At 69.3% G+C, this 16340-nt stretch carries 15 protein-coding genes and 1 tRNA gene; 2 read left to right on the forward strand and 14 right to left on the reverse strand.

Features of this window, described 5'->3' with window-relative positions:
* Positions 1 to 21: 21 nt before the first annotated feature.
* The 11 genes from C8N44_RS00765 to C8N44_RS00815 form a co-directional block, all read right to left on the reverse strand.
* The gene (locus C8N44_RS00765) at positions 22 to 951 is read right to left on the reverse strand and encodes an aldo/keto reductase (RefSeq protein ID WP_107974248.1); all 930 of its coding nucleotides are present in this window, start codon (positions 949 to 951) and stop codon (positions 22 to 24) included.
* Between the two features lie 72 nt (positions 952 to 1023).
* Entirely contained in the window at positions 1024 to 1539 is a 516-nt protein-coding gene (locus tag C8N44_RS00770; RefSeq protein WP_107974249.1) for an isoprenylcysteine carboxyl methyltransferase family protein, read from the reverse strand.
* Between the two features lie 158 nt (positions 1540 to 1697).
* The gene (locus C8N44_RS00775; RefSeq protein ID WP_107974250.1) at positions 1698 to 2771 is read right to left on the reverse strand and encodes a BMP family ABC transporter substrate-binding protein; all 1074 of its coding nucleotides are present in this window, start codon (positions 2769 to 2771) and stop codon (positions 1698 to 1700) included.
* Between the two features lie 13 nt (positions 2772 to 2784).
* Positions 2785 to 3708, reverse strand: coding sequence for an ABC transporter permease (locus C8N44_RS00780; protein WP_188758611.1), 924 nt, complete (start codon positions 3706 to 3708; stop codon positions 2785 to 2787).
* Between the two features lie 106 nt (positions 3709 to 3814).
* A complete protein-coding gene (locus tag C8N44_RS00785) occupies positions 3815 to 4900 on the reverse strand; it encodes an ABC transporter permease (RefSeq protein ID WP_107974251.1) in 1086 nt (361 codons plus the stop codon).
* A gap of 90 nt (positions 4901 to 4990) precedes the next feature.
* Entirely contained in the window at positions 4991 to 6511 is a 1521-nt protein-coding gene (locus C8N44_RS00790) for an ABC transporter ATP-binding protein (protein WP_107974252.1), read from the reverse strand.
* Positions 6478 to 7416, reverse strand: a complete 939-nt coding sequence (gene xdhC / locus C8N44_RS00795; protein WP_107974253.1) for a xanthine dehydrogenase accessory protein XdhC — start codon at positions 7414 to 7416, stop codon at positions 6478 to 6480. The genes C8N44_RS00790 and xdhC overlap by 34 nt, the downstream gene beginning before the upstream one ends.
* Complete coding sequence (xdhB, locus tag C8N44_RS00800) at positions 7406 to 9844, reverse strand: xanthine dehydrogenase molybdopterin binding subunit (RefSeq protein WP_107974254.1); 2439 nt, start codon at positions 9842 to 9844, stop codon at positions 7406 to 7408. The genes xdhC and xdhB overlap by 11 nt, the downstream gene beginning before the upstream one ends.
* Complete coding sequence (xdhA, locus tag C8N44_RS00805; protein WP_107974255.1) at positions 9841 to 11202, reverse strand: xanthine dehydrogenase small subunit; 1362 nt, start codon at positions 11200 to 11202, stop codon at positions 9841 to 9843. Before xdhA ends, xdhB begins: the two co-directional genes overlap by 4 nt.
* Positions 11203 to 11950: 748 nt before the next feature.
* Complete coding sequence (gene ykgO / locus C8N44_RS00810; protein ID WP_007792261.1) at positions 11951 to 12076, reverse strand: type B 50S ribosomal protein L36; 126 nt, start codon at positions 12074 to 12076, stop codon at positions 11951 to 11953.
* Between the two features lie 83 nt (positions 12077 to 12159).
* Positions 12160 to 12234 (reverse strand) — tRNA-Val (locus C8N44_RS00815).
* A 154-nt stretch (positions 12235 to 12388) separates the two neighbouring features.
* Between C8N44_RS00815 and C8N44_RS00820 the strand changes: the two genes are divergently transcribed.
* Positions 12389 to 13249, forward strand: coding sequence for an N-formylglutamate amidohydrolase (locus C8N44_RS00820; RefSeq protein WP_107974256.1), 861 nt, complete (start codon positions 12389 to 12391; stop codon positions 13247 to 13249).
* A 12-nt stretch (positions 13250 to 13261) separates the two neighbouring features.
* The gene (locus C8N44_RS00825) at positions 13262 to 13873 is read left to right on the forward strand and encodes a methyltransferase family protein (protein ID WP_107974426.1); all 612 of its coding nucleotides are present in this window, start codon (positions 13262 to 13264) and stop codon (positions 13871 to 13873) included.
* On the opposite strand, the gene lpxK is transcribed toward C8N44_RS00825, so the two are convergent.
* Genes lpxK through C8N44_RS00840 form a run of 3 tightly spaced genes read right to left on the reverse strand, consistent with a single transcriptional unit; the run spans position 13870 to position 16332 of the window.
* Positions 13870 to 14865 (reverse strand): tetraacyldisaccharide 4'-kinase, encoded by a 996-nt coding sequence (gene lpxK, locus C8N44_RS00830; protein WP_107974257.1) that lies wholly within the window; start codon positions 14863 to 14865, stop codon positions 13870 to 13872. The genes C8N44_RS00825 and lpxK overlap by 4 nt on opposite strands.
* Positions 14865 to 16088, reverse strand: a complete 1224-nt coding sequence (locus C8N44_RS00835; protein ID WP_244640937.1) for a 3-deoxy-D-manno-octulosonic acid transferase — start codon at positions 16086 to 16088, stop codon at positions 14865 to 14867. Before C8N44_RS00835 ends, lpxK begins: the two co-directional genes overlap by 1 nt.
* A gap of 4 nt (positions 16089 to 16092) precedes the next feature.
* Positions 16093 to 16332: a DUF4170 domain-containing protein gene (locus tag C8N44_RS00840; RefSeq protein ID WP_107974259.1), complete on the reverse strand. Its 240-nt coding sequence runs from the start codon at positions 16330 to 16332 to the stop codon at positions 16093 to 16095.
* Between the last annotated feature and the right edge of the window lie 8 nt (positions 16333 to 16340).

Below are 16340 nucleotides of genomic sequence, written 5' to 3' on the forward strand. Positions count from 1 at the left end.
GCGCCCCGGCGCAAGCCTCCGTCAGCCCGCCTCTTCCAGCCTGTCCGTCGCCGGCGGCGGCGCAGGGTAGAGCGCTGAGAGCCTGGCATAGAGCGCATCGTCCAGCGGGAAGTCCATCGCCGCCAACGAGGGGGCAAGCTGTTCGGCGTTGCGCGCCGACAGGATCGGCACTGCCCGGCGCGCCACCCAGGCCACCGCCAGCGTCGCGGCGTCCACTTCGCGTTCGGCTGCAAGGCTGGCAAGCCCGCGTGCGGCCTCGTGCATGGCCTCCTGCCTGTAGCGCCGCGCATAGCGGTCGTCTTCGTTCAACCGCCCGCTGCCGCCCGTGGCGTATTTGCCCGTGAGCAGCCCGCCACCGAGCGGCGAATAGGTGCAAGGAAGGATCGACTCGGAGTCGCACATGGGCAGGATCTCGGTCTCGGCCTGCCGCTTCACGAGGTTGTACATGGGCTGCAGCACGTCGATACGGATGCCCAGCCCCGCCGCGATCGCCTGCGCCTTCATCACTTGCCACGCGGCGAAGTTCGACACCCCGATATGCCGGATATGCCCCGCCTCGCGCAGTTCGGCCAGCGTGGCGAGGCTTTCCTCCAGCCGAACCTCGGGATCGAAGCGGTGCAGGTAGAGCAGATCAACCACGTCCATCCCCAGCCGCTGACGGCTTTCGTCGACGCTCGACCGGATACTTCCCGCCGAGTTGCCACCGGGAAACGAGACCTTGGTCGCGATGAAGACCCGCTCGCGCTCCGACGCGGCGAACTGTCCGAGCATGCGCTCGGACGCGCCGTCGGTATAGGCATGCGCGGTGTCGAAATGCACGACGCCCGCGGCACGGCAGGCATCGTACATGGCGGCGCTCTCGTCCTCGGAGGCGCGCCCGCCGAACTGCATTGTGCCGAAGGAGAACCGGCCGATGGAATGACCCGAAAGGGTTCGGAGATCAGGTGTCATGCTCCGGATCGTTGCACGGTCCCGGCCGGGAGGGAAGGGCGTAGCGCGACGGGCAGGTCGCTGGCGTCGCACTCAATAGTTCTCGAAGGTCTCCGCCATTACGCGCTCCTCCTGCCGGATCCTCATGGCGAGGATCACGACGTAGACCGGAAATCCGATCGCCAGCGTCCACCATGCGTGCAGCACCAACGCAAGCCCGACCAGTTCGGGCAGGATGTTGAGGAAATAGTTCGGGTGCCGCAGCCAGCGGAACAGCCGGTTCTCGGTCAGCGCGTGATCCTTGGCGACGATCAGCTTTACCGTCCAGAACCGTCCCAGAACGCCGATGACCCAGAAGAGCGCGCAGATCGAGAAGCCCCAGACCGCCATGCCCGCCAGCGTCACCCAGTCGACCGGCGGCATCCGCACCAGCCCCTCGGCATAGGCCGCGAGGTAGTAGACCACGTGAACTGCCGCGAGCAGCGCCGAGGTGCCAGCACCATGTTCCACCGCTCCCTCGGCCTTCAGCCGCCGCTCGTTGCGGATCGAGACCCCCAGCGACAGAAAACGAACGGCCCCGGCGACGAGGATGAAGGTGATGGTGATCATGTGGGCTCCGGAGGCATCGACGGCCCCCGCCTAGACCGCCTTGCCGCCGGGGTCGAGCCGCGACCGGCCCGTCACGGAAAAAACAACGCTCTGCCCAGCTTCGGAACGAAAAGACCCCGCCGGAGCGGGGCCTTGCCGTGCCGCGAAAGATTCGCGGATCAGTTCGGGATTTCGCCCGTCATGCCCTCGACGTAGAAGTCCATGCCAAGCAGGTCCTCGTCCGAGGCGGTCTCGCCTTCCTCGAGCCAGACCGAACCGTCCTGCTTGTTCAGCGGGCCGGTGAACGGGTGGTATTCGCCGCTCTCGATGCTTTCCATCACCTCGGTTGCTTGCGCGCGCACCTCTTCGGGCACGGCGTCGGTGATCTCGCCGATGCCGACCATGCCGCTGTCGATGCCGCCCCAGGTGTCGGTGCTTTCCCAGGTGCCGTCGATGACGGCCTGCACGCGGTCGATGTAGTAGGGCGCCCAGTTGTCGATGATGGACGAGACGCGCGGGAAGGGCGCGTATTCGGACATGTCCGACGCCTGCCCGAAGGTCACCACGTCACCGGCCTCTTCCGCGGCCGAGTGCGGCGCGGTGGAGTCGGTGTGCTGCAGGATCACGTCGTTGCCGTTCTCGATCAGCGCGCGGGCGGCGTCGGCCTCTTTCGCCGGATCGAACCAGGTGTAGGCCCAGACCACGTTGAACTCGACATCCGGGTTCACCTTCTTGGCGTGGATGTAGGCCGAGTTGATGCCGCGGATGACCTCGGGGATCGGGAAGGAGCCGATGTAGCCCACCTGGTTGGTCTCGGTCATCGCACCCGCGATGGTGCCCAGCACAGCGCGGCCCTCGTAGAAGCGCGAGGAGTAGATCGCGACGTTCTCGGCGGTCTTGTAGCCGGTGGCGTGCTCGAACTTCACGTCCGGGAACTTCTCGGCCACGGCGATGGTGGGGTCCATGTAGCCGAAGGAGGTGGTGAAGATGATGTCGGCGCCCGACAGGGCCATCTGGGTGATGGCGCGCTCGGCGTCCGCACCCTCGGGCACGTTCTCCTGGTAGATGGTCTCGACCTGGTCGCCGAAGTGTTCTTCCACGGCAAGGCGCGCCTGGTCGTGTTCGTAGGTCCAGCCGCCGTCGCCGACGGGGCCCACGTAGATGAAACCGGCGGTGACCGGCTCGTCCTGCGCGTAGGCGGGGGCCGCCATGGCCAGCGCCGCGGCAGAGGCGAGAAGCGTTCTGCGATACATGTTCTTTTTCTCCCTAGTTGGATGCGTGGAACGGCCGGCCGAGCGAGGCGGGCGCCCCGTGCTGGCCTCGGGCCGAGATGATGACGAGCACGAGGATCGTCACGAGGTAGGGCGAGGCCGAGAGCAGCGCGACCGGCACCTGCACGCCGGCGGCCTGCAGGTTCAGCTGCAGCACGGTCACGCCCCCGAAGAGGTAAGCCCCGATCAGCACGCGACCCGCGCGCCACGAGGCGAAGACGACGATGGCCAGCGCGATCCAGCCCGCGCCCGCCGTCATGCCCTCGGTCCATTGCGGCACGCGCACGAGGCTGAGGTAGGCCCCGCCCAGCCCCGCGCAGGCGCCGCCGAAGAAGATCGCCGCCAGCCGGATGCGCACCACCTTGTAGCCAAGGGCATGGGCGCTGTCGTGGCTTTCGCCGGTGGCGCGCAGGATCAGGCCCGCGCGCGTGAACTTGAGGAAGGCCCAGACGGCCAGCACGAGGCCGAGGCCGAAGTAGACCATCGGGTCATGCCCGAAGAGCACCCGGCCGAAGAAGGGGATGTCCGACAGGCCCGGAATGTCGATGCGGGGCAGGGTGGGCGAGCGCATGCCCTCGTAGGGTTTGCCGATCAGCGCCGAAAGGCCCAGACCCGCCAGCGTCAGGCCCAGACCCGTGGCCACCTGGTTCGACAGAAGGAGCTGCGTCAGCACGCCGAAGACTATCGACAGCAGCGCCGAGGCGAGTGCGGCCACCACGAAGCCCATCGAGGGGCTGCCGGTCTCGACCGCGACGGCAAAGCCCACCACGGCCCCGGTGATCATCATGCCCTCGACCCCGAGGTTCAGCACGCCGGATTTCTCGACCACCATCTCGCCGATGGCGGCGAGCAGGATGGGCGTGGCCGAGACCATGATCGAGGCCACGAGAAGGGTGGGGGAGATCGAGCTCAGGTCCATCGGGCGTCTCTCCTGTGGCGGTGGATGCCGGGGGCTCTGCCCCCGCCGCCTGCGGCGGCCCCCCCGAGGTATTTTCGGCGAGAAGAAACGGGGGCGCGGCGCGGGGTCATGCCGTCTCTCCCGTGCCGATGCGGATGCGGAAGTTGGTGAAGACGTCGGTCGCCAGCAGGAAGAAGAGCAGCATCCCCTGGAACAGCTGGATCGACGCGCCGGGCAGGTTGAGCATGAGCTGGGCGAGTTCGCCGCCGATATAGGTCAGCGCCATGAGCAGGCCCGCCAGCAGGATGCCCACCGGGTGCAGCCGGCCGAGGAAGGCCACGATGATGGCGGTGAAGCCGTAGCCCGAGTTGAAGTCGATGCTGATCTGGCCCGCCGGTCCCGAGACCTCGAAGAAGCCCGCGAGGCCCGCCAGCGCGCCCGAGATGCCGAGGCAGAGCAGGATGATCCGCGCCGGGATCACGCCCGAGAAGCGCGCCGCGCGCGGCGCCTCGCCGGTCAGGCGGATGTTGAAGCCCTGGATGTGGCGCGTCAGAAGCACGTAGGCGCCGATCACCGCGATGAAGGCGAAGACCACGCCCCAGTGCATGCCGGTGTCGGGGATGAGCTCGAGGTTGGCCGCCGCGTCCCACTGGCGCAGGTTGCGCGAGCCCGGGAAGCCGCGGCCCTCGGGGTTGCGCAAGAGGCCCGAGGAAACCGAGGCGAGGATGTTCTCGGCCACGTAGACCAGCATGAGCGAGACGAGGATCTCGTTCGTGCCGAAGCGGGTTTTCAGCACCGCCGGGATCATCGCCCAGGCCCAGCCCCCGAGCGCGCCCGCGACGATCATCAGCGGGAAGATCAGGACGCTTTCCGAGGGATAGAAGGCGAGGCCCGCGCCGGCGCCGCAGATGGCGCCCATGATGTACTGGCCCTCGGCCCCGATGTTCCATATCCCGGCCCGGAAGCCGATCGAGAGGCCGATGGCGATGAGGATCAGCGGACCGGCCTTGACCAGCAGCTGCGGCCGGGTGAAGCCCGCGAACTGCGGGTTGAAGAGCGGGTCCCAGAAGATCGTGCGGATCGCGCCCACCGGATCGGCCCCGAGGAAGGCGAAGAGGATACCGCCCACGACCATTGTGAGCAGAACGGCAAGGACGGGCGTGACCGCCGTCCAGAGCTTCGAGGGTTCGGGGCGTCGTTCCAGCCGGATCATGGCGTGGCCCCGGTGGTGCGTGAGAGGGGGCTCTGCCCCCGTCCCTGCGGGACTCCCCCGGAATATTTGAACCAAGAAGAAGCGGGGGCGTCAGGGCGCATGGGTGGCCTCCATGTCGTGGGCGCCGCCCATCATCAGGCCGATGCGTTCCATGTCGAGATCCGCCACGGGGTAGGCGGGCGACAGCCGTCCCTCGTTGAGCGCGGCGAAACGGTCCGAGATCTCGACCAGTTCGTCGAGGTCCTGGCTGATGACCACGAGCGCGGTACCGCCCGCGGCGAGGTCGAGCAGCGCCTGCCGGATCGCGGCGGCGGCGGCGGCGTCGACGCCCCAGGTGGGCTGGTTGATGATGAGCACCTCTGGATCCTGCAGGATCTCGCGGCCGACCACGTATTTCTGCAGGTTGCCGCCCGAGAGCGCTCGCGCTGCCACGTGGGGGCCGGGGGTGCGCACGTCGAAGCGGGTGATGACCTCCTCGGCGAAGTCGCGCGCGCGGGACCAGCCGATCATGCCGTTCCTCACCAGCGCCTTGCGCTTGCCCGCCGTCAGCACGGCGTTTTCCACGAGGCTCATGTTCGGCGCGGCGGCGTGGCCCAGCCGTTCCTCGGGCGCCGAAAGCAGCCCCGCGGCGCGGCGCGCGGTGGGGCCCTGCCGGCTCACGTCCGCGCCCTTGAGCCAGACCGATCCGGCGGGGCAGGTCCGTTCACCCGAGAGGGCCGCCAGAAGTTCGTCCTGCCCGTTGCCCGCGACGCCGCCGATGCCCAGCACCTCGCCGGCGCGGACCTCGAAGGATAGGTCCCGCAGAGGTGTGCCGAAGGCGCCGGGCGCGGGCAGCGACAGCCCCCGCACCTCGAGCGCGACATCGCCCTTTTCGGTGTGCCGCGCCTCGGGGGCGGCAAAGCTCGACCCCACCATCATCTCGGCCAGCTGGCGTGCCGTGGTCTCGGACGGCGTGGTCGTGTCGACCTTCTGCCCCAGCCGGAGGATCGTCGCCGTGTCGCAGAGCGCACGGATCTCCTCGAGCTTGTGCGAGATGTAGAGGATCGAGGTGCCCTCGGATTTCAGCTTGCGCAGCGTCTCGAAGAGGATCTCGACCTCCTGCGGCGTCAGCACGCTGGTGGGCTCGTCCATGATGAGAAGCCGCGGTTCCTGCAGCAGGCAGCGGATGATCTCGACCCGCTGGCGTTCGCCCGCCGACAGCGTGCCCACCACGCGCGAGGGATCGAGCGGCAGCCCGTAGGCTTCGGAGACATCGCGGATGCGCTTCGCGAGGTCGCGGGACTTGGGCGGATCCTCCATCCCCAGCGCCACGTTCTCGGCCACGTCGAGCGCATCGAAGAGGGAGAAGTGCTGGAACACCATGGCGACGCCCGCCTGCCGCGCCTCCGACGGTTTCGCGGGCCGGTAGGGCGCGCCGGCGAGCGTCATCTCGCCCTTGTCCGGTGCCACGAGCCCGTAGATCATCTTGACCAGCGTGGATTTTCCCGCGCCGTTCTCGCCCAGCAGCGCGTGGATCTCGCCCCTGCCGATGTCGAAGGACACATCGTCGTTGGCGACCACGCCCGGGTAGGTCTTGGTCAGGCCCCGGAGGCTGAGGAGGGTGTTGTCCACGCGGTTCTGTCCCTGTTTTGGACATTGAGTAGCTGGGCCGAAACGCCGATGGCAATGGCCTGCGGATCTTTGCCGAGCGCTTTGTGCCCAATCGGACAGCAGATGCGCGCGATCTGCGCATCGCCATGACCCAACGTCGCCAGCCGTTTTCGGAAGCGCGCCCACTTCGTATCCGACCCGATCAGCCCGCAGAAGGCAAAGCCTTGGCTCAGTGCCGCGTGGCAAAGCTGCAGGTCAAGCTCGTGGCTGTAGGTCAGGATCAAGTGTTCCGCGTCTTGCGGGGCATGGGCCATCAGCCGCGCGGGATCGGCGGCGGGCACCACGGTGACGCCGTCGGGCACTGCCTCGGGAAAGCGGTCGGGCGCGGTGTCGACCCAGGTGATCGCGATCTCGGGCAGGGGGGACAGCACCGAGACCAGCGCCCGGCCCACGTGCCCCGCGCCCCAGATCCAGAGCGGCCTGGAGGGGCGCGCCACCGGCTCCACCATCCAGTTGTCCACCAGTTGCGGGGCAGGGGCCTCGCCCCGGGCGCGCGCGCCGTCGAGCAGGCGCTTCACCGAAAGCGGCATCTCGCCCGGGCCGCGCGCGATCACCTCGTGGCCTTCCAGCGCTGCCACTGTGTCTGTGTCAAAGACCTCGGTCAGCAGCGTCACCGCCCCGCCGCAGCACTGGCCCAGTTCCGGTCCCAGCGGGTGCCGCGTCAGGCCGGGCGCCGACAGGGCCCGTTCCGCCGCGCGATACTCCAGAACGCCGCCGCCGATGGTGCCGCTCTGCCCGCCCTCCCACACAAGCATCGCCGCGCCCACCTCGCGCGGGGCCGAGCCGGCGACCGCGGCCACGACCACCCGGGCGGCGCGGCCATGCGCGGCGACGGCAGCGCGCAGGGCGGCAAGGTCAAACCCCATCGCGCAGCTTCCGCACCGCCGCCAGCACCCGTTCCGGCGTGGCCGGCGCATCGAGCGAGGGATAGCCCGTGCCGCAGGCGGCCACCGCGTCCGACAACGCCATCAGCACCGAGATCCCCAGCATGAAGGGCGGCTCGCCCACCGCCTTGGAGCGATAGATCGTCTCCTCGATGTTGCGCCCGTCCCAGAGCTCCACCTCGAAGACGTCGGGCCGGTCCGAACAGGCCGGGATCTTGTAGGTCGAGGGCGCATGCGTGCGCAGCCGCCCGGTCTCGTCCCAGACCAGCTCCTCGGAGGTCAGCCACCCCGCACCCTGCACGAAGCCACCCTCCACCTGGCCGCGGTCGATCGCCGGGTTCAGCGAGCTGCCGCAGTCATGCAGGATATGCGTCGCCAGCGTCCGGTGCTCGCCGGTCAGCGTGTCGACGACCACCTCGGAACATGCCGCGCCGTAGGCGAAATAGAAGAACGGCCGCCCCTGGCCCTTCAACCGGTCCCAGTTCAGCTTAGGCACCTTGTAGAAGCCCGTGGCCGACAGGCTCACCCGCCCCATGTAGCAAAGCTGTGCGGCCTCGGCGAAGGGGATGCGCTCCCCGCCGACCTTCACCATGCCCTCCTCGAAGCGCACGTCGCGCGGGTTGTCCTGGTGCAGCTTGGCCAGGTGCTCGGCCATCCGCTCGCGGATCTCGTCGCAGGCGGCCTTTACCGCCATGCCGTTCAGGTCCGACCCCGAGGACGCCGCCGTGGCCGACGTGTTGGGCACCTTGCCGGTGTCGGTCGCGGTGATCTTCACGCTCTCCAGCGGCACGCCGAAGGATGTCGCCGCCACCTGCGCCACCTTCTGGAACAGGCCCTGTCCCATCTCGGTGCCGCCGTGGTTCATCGAGATCGAGCCGTCCTGGTAGACATGCACCAGCGCGCCCGCCTGGTTGAGATGCGTCAGCGTGAACGAGATCCCGAACTTCACCGGCGTCAGCGCCAGCCCGCGCTTCAGCACCGGGTTCTCGGCATTCCAGGCCGCCACCGCCCGCCGCCGCTCGGCGTAGTTGCAGCTCTCGGCCAGGCGCTCGGTCATCTCGTGCAGGATGAAATCCTCGACCGGCTGGCCGTAATGCGTGGTCTGCACGCCCTCGGGCACAGTGGGCGCGGGGCTGCTGTCGGGCGTCACGTCCTGCGCCCCGCGCGAGGTTAGATCCTCGTCCGGATGCGCCTCCAGTTCCTTCTTCTTGGCCAAAATATCCCGGGGGGAGTCCGCCGCAGGCGGGCGGGGGGCAGCGCCCCCCTTCGTGGGCGCATAGTAGTTGAGCCGCCGGACCTCGAGCGGATCGCGCCCCAGGGTATGGGCCACGTGGTCCAGCACCCGCTCGATGCCGAGCATCCCCTGCGGGCCGCCGAAACCGCGAAAGGCGGTGGCGCTCTGGGTGTTGGTCTTCAGCCGGTGGCTCTCCACCCGCATGGCAGGGATGTAATAGGCGTTGTCGGCGTGCAGCATGGCCCGGTCGGCTACCGGCAGCGACAGATCCTGCGCCCAGCCGCAGCGCGTGAACTGCTCAAACTCCACGCCCAGCAGCCGACCCTCATCGTCGAAGCCCGCGCAGTAGTCGATCCGGAAATCGTGGCGCTTGCCGGTGATGGTCATGTCGTCGTCGCGGTCGTAGCGCATCTTCACCGGCCGCCCGGTGGCCTGCGCCACCACGGCGCAGGCGATGGCCAGCGCGTTGCCCTGGCTCTCCTTGCCGCCGAAGCCGCCGCCCATGCGCCGCGTCTCGACGCGCACGGCATGCATCGGCACCCCCAGCGCGTCGGCCACCTTGTGCTGGATCTCGCTGGGGTGCTGGGTGGAACTGTGCACCACCATGTCGCCGCCCTCCTGCGGGAAGGCCAGCGCCGCCTGTCCCTCAAGGTAGAAATGCTCCTGCCCGCCCATCTCGATGCGGCCCTCGATCCGGTGCGGGGCCGCGTCGATGGCCTCGCCCGCGTCGCCACGCTTCCAGATCCGGGGGCCTTCCTCGAAGCGGCTCTCGGCCGCCATGGCCTCGTCCACGGTCAGGATGGCGTCGCGCTTCTGCACCTCCATCTTCACCGCCCGCACCGCGTGGCGCGCCGCATGATGCGAGGTCGCGGCCACCAGAAAGACCGGCTGGCCGAGGTAGCGGATCGTGTTGCCCGCCAGCAGCGGCTCGTCGTGGTTCGAGGGCGAACAGTCGCAGGGCCCGGGCAGGTCCTTCGCCCGCCAGACGCCTACCACGCCGGGATAGTCGCGCACCGGGTCGAAGTCGATCGACGTGATCCGCCCCGCCGCAACCGTCGACAGCCCGAAGGCCAGGTGCAGGCAGTCGGCGGGCACCGGCATGTCGTCCACGTAGCGCGCCGCGCCCGTGACGTGCAGTTTCGCCGCGTCGTGCGGCAGGGGCTTGGCCACGCTCATGGCATCACCTCCAGCACGTTCGACGGTGCGCCGAGGTCCTCGAGCAGGTAGCGCGACAGCATGTTGCGCGCGGCATCCAGCCGGTATTCGGCGCTGGCGCGCATGTCCGAAAGCGGCGCGAAGTCCTTTTCCCAGGCATCCCAGGCGCCCATGACTGTCTCGTCGGTCCAGGGCTTTCCGGTGATGGCGCGCTCGACCGCCGTGGCCCGCTTGGGCACCGCCGCCATGCCGCCGAAGGCGATGCGCGCCTCGCTGACGCGGCCCTCCTCAACGCGGATCCGGAAGGCGCCGCAGACGGCCGAGATGTCCTGGTCGAAGCGTTTCGACAGCTTGTAGACCTTCAGCCGGTCCGCCTGCGCCGGGATCGTCACCGCCTCGACGAATTCGCCGGGCTGCCGGTCCTGCTTGCCGTAGTCGATGAAGAACTCCCCGATGGGCATCTCGCGCCGTGCATCGCCCTTGCGCAGGTGCAGCGTGGCGTCGAGCGCGATCAGCGCGGGCGGGTTGTCCCCGATGGGCGATCCATTGGCGATGTTGCCGCCGATGGTGGCCGCGTTGCGAACCTGTGCCGATCCGTAGCGCCGGATCATGCCCGCGTAGCTCGGAAAGCGGGTCTTTACCGCCTCCATCACCCGGTCCATGGTCACGCCCGCGCCGATGCGCAGGCCGAGCGCCGTTTCCTCGATCTCCTGCAGGTCCTTGCAGCGGTTGAGGAAGATGAGATCCGGCAGCTCCTTCATGAGCTTCGTCACCCAAAGCCCCACGTCCGTCGCGCCCGCCACCAGCGTGGCCTCGGGCCGCGCCTCGTAAAGCTCGGCCAGCGCGTCTGCGCTTTCGGGCGCGTGCTGGGGATCGGCGATCAGCCCCTCGGGCAGCTCGCGCATCCAGTCGGGCACAGGCTGATCCGCCGCCGCCTCGGCCGCGCGCACGATGGGCGCGTAGCCGGTGCACCGGCAGAGGTTGCCTGCCAGCGCGTCGTCGTGCCCGGTGTCGCCGTTCAGATGCGCCACCGCCATCGAGACCACGAAGCCCGGCGTGCAGAACCCGCATTGCGATCCGTGGTGGTCGATCATCGCCTGCTGCACCGGGTGCAGCTCGCCCTTCGGGCCGGCGATCCCCTCGACGGTGCGCACCGCCTTGCCCTGAAGCTGCGGCATGAACAGGATGCAGGCGTTCAGCGCCCGCGCGCCACGGTCGTCGGTGACCATGACCGTACAGGCCCCGCAGTCGCCTTCGTTGCAGCCTTCCTTGGTGCCGCGCAGCCCGCGCTCTTCGCGCAGCCAGTCAAGCAGCGTGCGCGTGGGCTCCACGCCTCGAAGCGTGACACTCTCTCCGTTGAGAAGAAAGTCGATATCCATGTGGTCTGACCTGCCGCTTTACTTCATTCCCGGGGTCGCCCCCGACACACCTTCGAGGCGGCGTAAAAGGTGCGCCCATGTTCCGGTCCGGAGCGCAGGCTAGGGGGCGCGGACCCTGCTAGGCAAGTCAAAACTGTCAGGGTGAGCCGCTGACCGCGCGTGCCTGCCCGCTCGGGGGCCGACAGGGACGCGCGCTCGAAAGGAAGCGGCAGCGGCAGGGGCCATCAGGCTCAGCTGGCGGTCACGCCCTGAAACAGGACAACCGGCCCAAGCATTTCAGGCCGGAAACCGGATGTTCGATGCAGAGAGCACGAAAGTAGCCGCGCGGACTTTGCTACCCTTCGAGCCATGCCCTGGCAGGCCCGGAACAAGGGGCTTAAGCCCCGCCGGGCCAGCGCCGGACCGTCGCCGCGGTCTGGCGCTTTGGCAATTGCAGGGAACCACTCAGAGGCCATCCGTGCGTGGCAGGCATAAAGCGCCTACCTCAGAGGTCGCAGCGCCAAACCACGGTCCGGCTTTGTCCCGGCTCGGTTGCACGAGCGTCAAGGGAGAGATGGCCTCGCAGCCGACCTTCGTCGTGCTCCGGGCAAACGACCGCGTGCATTCACCGAATCCGACCCGGGGCAGGGACCCCAGCCGAAAGTCGGTTCCCTCACACCCGAAAAAGCAAAAACCACACCCCGGACACGCAAAAGGCCATCCGAACGGATGGCCCTCTACGATACGTGCCTGCGGGAAACCCGAGGTATCAGCCCTGGCGGGCCTTGAATCGCCGCTGCGTCTTGTTGATCACGTAGACGCGGCCCTTGCGGCGCACAACGCGGCAGTCGCGGTGGCGCTTCTTGAGCGAGCGGAGCGAGTTGGCAACCTTCATAGCTGCTCTCCCCTTTCGTCGCGGCGCGCGAGCGCCTTCATTGCGTTCTGTCCCGCGCGGCAAGCCGCCGGGACGGTGAATTCTGGTGGGCGGTACTGGGATTGAACCAGTGACCCCTTCGATGTCAACGAAGTGCTCTACCGCTGAGCTAACCGCCCTATCGCTGCGCAACCCTGCCTTGCCCCGGATGATCCGAGGCGCGGAGAACCGCGCCGGTGCGGGGTCTATAATGAGAGTCGCGAGGGGGATCAAGGGCTTTTGAGACCGGAAATTTTCGCGCTATCTTGTCCGCCAGCAACGGAGCGCCGCATCGTGCCCATAGAGCCTTTTCACCTTGAAAGTCCGGGTCTGCGGACCTCTTCGGTTGTCTTCGCGTCACCCCATTCCGGGCGCGATTATCCCTGGTCCTTCCTGCGGCACACCGTGCTCGACGAGCACGCGATCCGCTCCTCGGAGGACGCCTATGTCGACCGCCTGTTCGACTGCGCCCCCGCCTGCGGCGCGCCCCTGCTGCACGCCGGGGCGCCGCGCGCCTACGTGGACCTCAACCGCGCCGCCGACGAATTCGACCCCGCGCTGATCGAGGGCGTGCGCCGCTCGGGGCACAACCCGCGCGTGGCCAGCGGTCTGGGCGTCGTGCCGCGCGTGGTGGCCAACGGTCGCGCCATCTATCGCGGCAAGATCCCCCGGATCGAGGCCGAGCGCCGCGTCGCCGGTATCTGGCGTCCCTACCATGACAAGCTGAAGTCCCTGATGACCGAGGGGCACATGCTCTTTGGCGAGGCGATTCTCGTCGATTGCCATTCCATGCCGCACGAGGCCGTGGAGGGCGTCGCCCGCTCCGGCCAGCCGCGCCCCGAGATCGTCATCGGCGACCGTTTCGGCGCCTCCGCCGCGCCCGAAATTGTCGAGCGGATCGAGGCCGCCTTCGCCGGCGCCGGACTGGTCGTGGCACGCAACGCGCCCTTCGCCGGGGCCTATGTCACGCAGGCTTATGGCCGTCCGCAGCGCGGACATCACGCGGTGCAGGTCGAGATCGACCGCGCCATTTACATGGACGAACGCACGATTCGCCCCAACGCCAACTTCCAGGCCTTCCGCCGCCTTCTGCGCGGCGTCGTGGGCGAGATCGCCGAGATCGGCCGCAGCGCGCAGCCCCTGGCCGCCGAGTAGGGAATGCCCCCCGTGACACTGCTCCAGCGCATGACCCTTTCCATCCTGGTGCTCTACCTGCTCGCCTTCTTCGTGGGCTCTGCGCTTGCGGCGCGCGCGGCTGGCCGTCCCGTGTGGCTGTTCGGATCGGCGCGCGGCGCCGACCGCCTCGCGGCCATGGGCTTCCGGGCAAGCTTCGCGCTGGCACTGTTTGGCCCGGTGTTGTCCGCCCTCCTTCCCACCCTCGACCCGCTGTGGCGGAACAGCCCGGACTGGCTCGCCGTGCCGGGGCACCTCGTGGCCGTCGCGGGGGCCATGCTGGCCTTCGCGGCGCAGATGGCCATGGGGGCCTCGTGGCGGGTCGGGGTGCGGTCCGATGCGGTCGGGGATCTCGTGACGGGCGGTCTCTACACGCTGTCACGCAATCCGACCTTCCTTGGCCAGGCCCTGCTTCTGTTTGGCGTGGTCATCGCATTGCCGAGCTTCGCGGGGCTCGCCGCCGCCGTGCTTTTCGTGGTGTCAGCCGAAACGCAGATCCGCTCGGAAGAGGCCGTGCTGCGAAAGACCCACGGCGCGGCCTTCGCGAATTTCACTGGGAGGGTCCCGCGCTGGATCGGCTGGCCGCGCGGGGCAGGGCGGCCCTAGCCGTTCAGCACCCGGTCCAGCGCCGCATCCAGCGGCGCCGGGTCGCCCCATTGCAGCCGCACCGGCAGCGTCAGCACCCGCCGCCGCATCTCGGGCGGCAGGCGCACGGCGTCCTTCTCGGTGCAGACAAGCTGCGCGCCCACCGAAGCCGCCTCGCGTTCGAGCCGGGTCAGCATTGCATCGCCCAGCGGCTGGTGATCGTCGAGTGACCGTGTCGCCTTCAGATCCGCCCCGAGCCCCTTGAGCGTGGCAAAGAACTTGCCCGGATGGCCGATGCCGGCAAAGGCAAAGGCCGGCAGGCCGGTCCAGTCCATGCCGGTCTGCAACGGCGCGAGCTCGGCCGTCAGGTGCGGTACCGGGATGCGATCCCCCCAGCTTTCGCCAAAGCGTGCCTGTGCCTGCGGCCCGCCGATCGACAGCAGCAGGTCCGCGCGCGCAAGCCCGGTGTCCACCGGCTCGCGCAGCGGCCCGGCGGGCAGGCACATGCCGTTCCCGAACCCGTAGGCTGCATCCACCACGACCAGCGACAGCGACCGCGCCACCGACGGGTTCTGGAACCCGTCGTCCATGACGATCACCTGCGCGCCCGCCGCCTCGGCCGCCCGGGCGCCCGCCGCGCGGTCCCGCGCCACCCAGGTGGGGGCAAAGGCCGCGCAGAGCAGCGGCTCGTCGCCCACCTCCTCGGCGCGGTGGGTCCGTTCGTTCACCTGCAAGGGCCCCGCCTCGCTGCCGCCGTAGCCGCGCGACAGGACATGCACCGCCAGCCCGCGCGCCATCAGGTGCTGCACCAGCGCGATCACCGTCGGCGTCTTGCCCGTGCCCCCGGCATTCAGGTTGCCCACGCAGATCACCGGCACGCCCGGCACCACCTCGGGTGGGCGCCCCACGCGCCGCGCCGTGGCCTGCGCCGTCAGCCGCCCCAGCGGCGAAAGCAGCCGCGCCCGCAGGTCGGGCCTTTCGGGCGGCGGTCCCCAGAACCCGGGTGCGCGCATCAGTCGTCCTCCCCGCCCGCGGGCACCATGTCGAGCGTTTCGAGCAGTTCGGCGATCACCGCGTCGGTCTGGTCCGCACCCTGGGTAATGACCTCCCAGCCGGCGTGGGCCATGGCCGCCGCCTGCTCGGGCGCGACCAGCGCCGAAATCGCCGAGGCGAGGCTCGAATCCCCCTGCACGATCCGCGCCGCCCCCGCCTTGGCCAGACGCGTGTAGGCCGGCAGGTGCTTGCCCACGTTCGGCCCGTACAGGATTGCCGTCCCGAGTGCCGCGGCTTCCAGCGGGTCATGCCCGCCGTGGCCGGCCACCAGCGACCCGCCAAGGTATGTCACCGGTGACAGCCGGTACCACAGGCCCAGATCGTCCCCGTCGTTCACCACCAAGACCTGCGTGTTGTCGTCGGGCAACTCGCCCGCGTCCCAGCGGCACAGCCGCAGCCCCGATGCGGCCGCCGCCGCCGCGATGCCGCGGGCCTCCTCGGCGTTCTCGGGGACCAGCACCAGCAGCAGACGGTGGGCGAGCCGCACCGCGCGCTTGTGGGCGCTCAGGATATCGCCCGCCTCCGCCGCCCTCAGGTGCGCGGCCAGCCAGATCGGCCGGCCCGCGCAGGTCGCGGCCAATTCCTCATGGTCCTCCTCGCGCACCGTCAGGGGCAGGGGAGCGGGCATGAATGGACCGGCGGCACGCAGGCGCGTGGGCAGTACGCCCAACCGGCGCAGCTGCCGCTCGGCCTCTTCGCTGGCGGGATAGACCGCGTCGAACAGCCCAAGCGTCCCTGGCACCGGATCGGGCGCCCAACGCGGCGAGGGCGTGGTATAGCCGTCCCCGGCCGCCCCCAGCGCGAACAGCCGCGTGCCCGCGTCCTGCAGCGCCATCATCAGCGCGGGGCGCAGCTCGCTCCCGGTCCAGAGCCCGATTTCGGGCCGCATCTCCTGCGCAAACCGCGTCACGTCGGCGGGCAGTTCGGGGGGCACGTCGGCCAGGATCGACTCGGGGCAGGTGGTGCAGCTGCCGGTGGCCAGCACGGTCACGTCGGGGGCTTGCTGCTTCAGCCGCGCACAGAGATTGCCTAGCGACCGCCCGCTCTCGCGGTCGCCGCCGTGGGCCCAGATCAGCGGGCCCGCGGGTCGTTCGGGAAGGGGCACGCGCCCCGCGCCCGACCCGGCCTTGCGGCCATGCGCATAGGCCAGGTAGGTGCGCAGGGCGAGCGGTCGGCGTGGCAAGGTGTCAGCCCAGCTCCTCGGTCGAGGAGGCGGCCCGCTCTTCGTCGCGCAGGCGGTGCAGGTGGGCGATGAAGTAACGCATGTGGGCATTGTCCACAGTGCGCTGGGCCTCCGCCTTCCAGGCGTTGTAGGCCTCTTCGTAGTTCGGGAAGATGCCGACGATATGCAGATCGTTGACGTCCTTGAAGACGGACTTCGACGGATCGACGAGTTCGCCGCCGAAGACAAGATGCAGGCGCTGCATGGAAGGGC

The organism is Allosediminivita pacifica, from assembly GCF_003054175.1.
In the GTDB taxonomy this organism is placed as follows: domain Bacteria; phylum Pseudomonadota; class Alphaproteobacteria; order Rhodobacterales; family Rhodobacteraceae; genus Allosediminivita; species Allosediminivita pacifica.

What these genes read in the sequence shown, in the direction of transcription:
- C8N44_RS00765 (WP_107974248.1), bottom strand. Translation starts at nt 951, where the DNA reads ATGACACCTGATCTCCGAACCCTTTCGGGTCATTCCATCGGCCGGTTC.
- C8N44_RS00770 (WP_107974249.1), bottom strand. Translation starts at nt 1,539, where the DNA reads ATGATCACCATCACCTTCATCCTCGTCGCCGGGGCCGTTCGTTTTCTG.
- C8N44_RS00775 (WP_107974250.1), bottom strand. Translation starts at nt 2,771, where the DNA reads ATGTATCGCAGAACGCTTCTCGCCTCTGCCGCGGCGCTGGCCATGGCG.
- C8N44_RS00780 (WP_188758611.1), bottom strand. Translation starts at nt 3,708, where the DNA reads ATGGACCTGAGCTCGATCTCCCCCACCCTTCTCGTGGCCTCGATCATG.
- C8N44_RS00785 (WP_107974251.1), bottom strand. Translation starts at nt 4,900, where the DNA reads ATGATCCGGCTGGAACGACGCCCCGAACCCTCGAAGCTCTGGACGGCG.
- xdhC (WP_107974253.1), bottom strand. Translation starts at nt 7,416, where the DNA reads ATGGGGTTTGACCTTGCCGCCCTGCGCGCTGCCGTCGCCGCGCATGGC.
- xdhB (WP_107974254.1), bottom strand. Translation starts at nt 9,844, where the DNA reads ATGAGCGTGGCCAAGCCCCTGCCGCACGACGCGGCGAAACTGCACGTC.
- xdhA (WP_107974255.1), bottom strand. Translation starts at nt 11,202, where the DNA reads ATGGATATCGACTTTCTTCTCAACGGAGAGAGTGTCACGCTTCGAGGC.
- ykgO (WP_007792261.1), bottom strand. Translation starts at nt 12,076, where the DNA reads ATGAAGGTTGCCAACTCGCTCCGCTCGCTCAAGAAGCGCCACCGCGAC.
- lpxK (WP_107974257.1), bottom strand. Translation starts at nt 14,865, where the DNA reads ATGCGCGCACCCGGGTTCTGGGGACCGCCGCCCGAAAGGCCCGACCTG.
- C8N44_RS00840 (WP_107974259.1), bottom strand. Translation starts at nt 16,332, where the DNA reads ATGCAGCGCCTGCATCTTGTCTTCGGCGGCGAACTCGTCGATCCGTCG.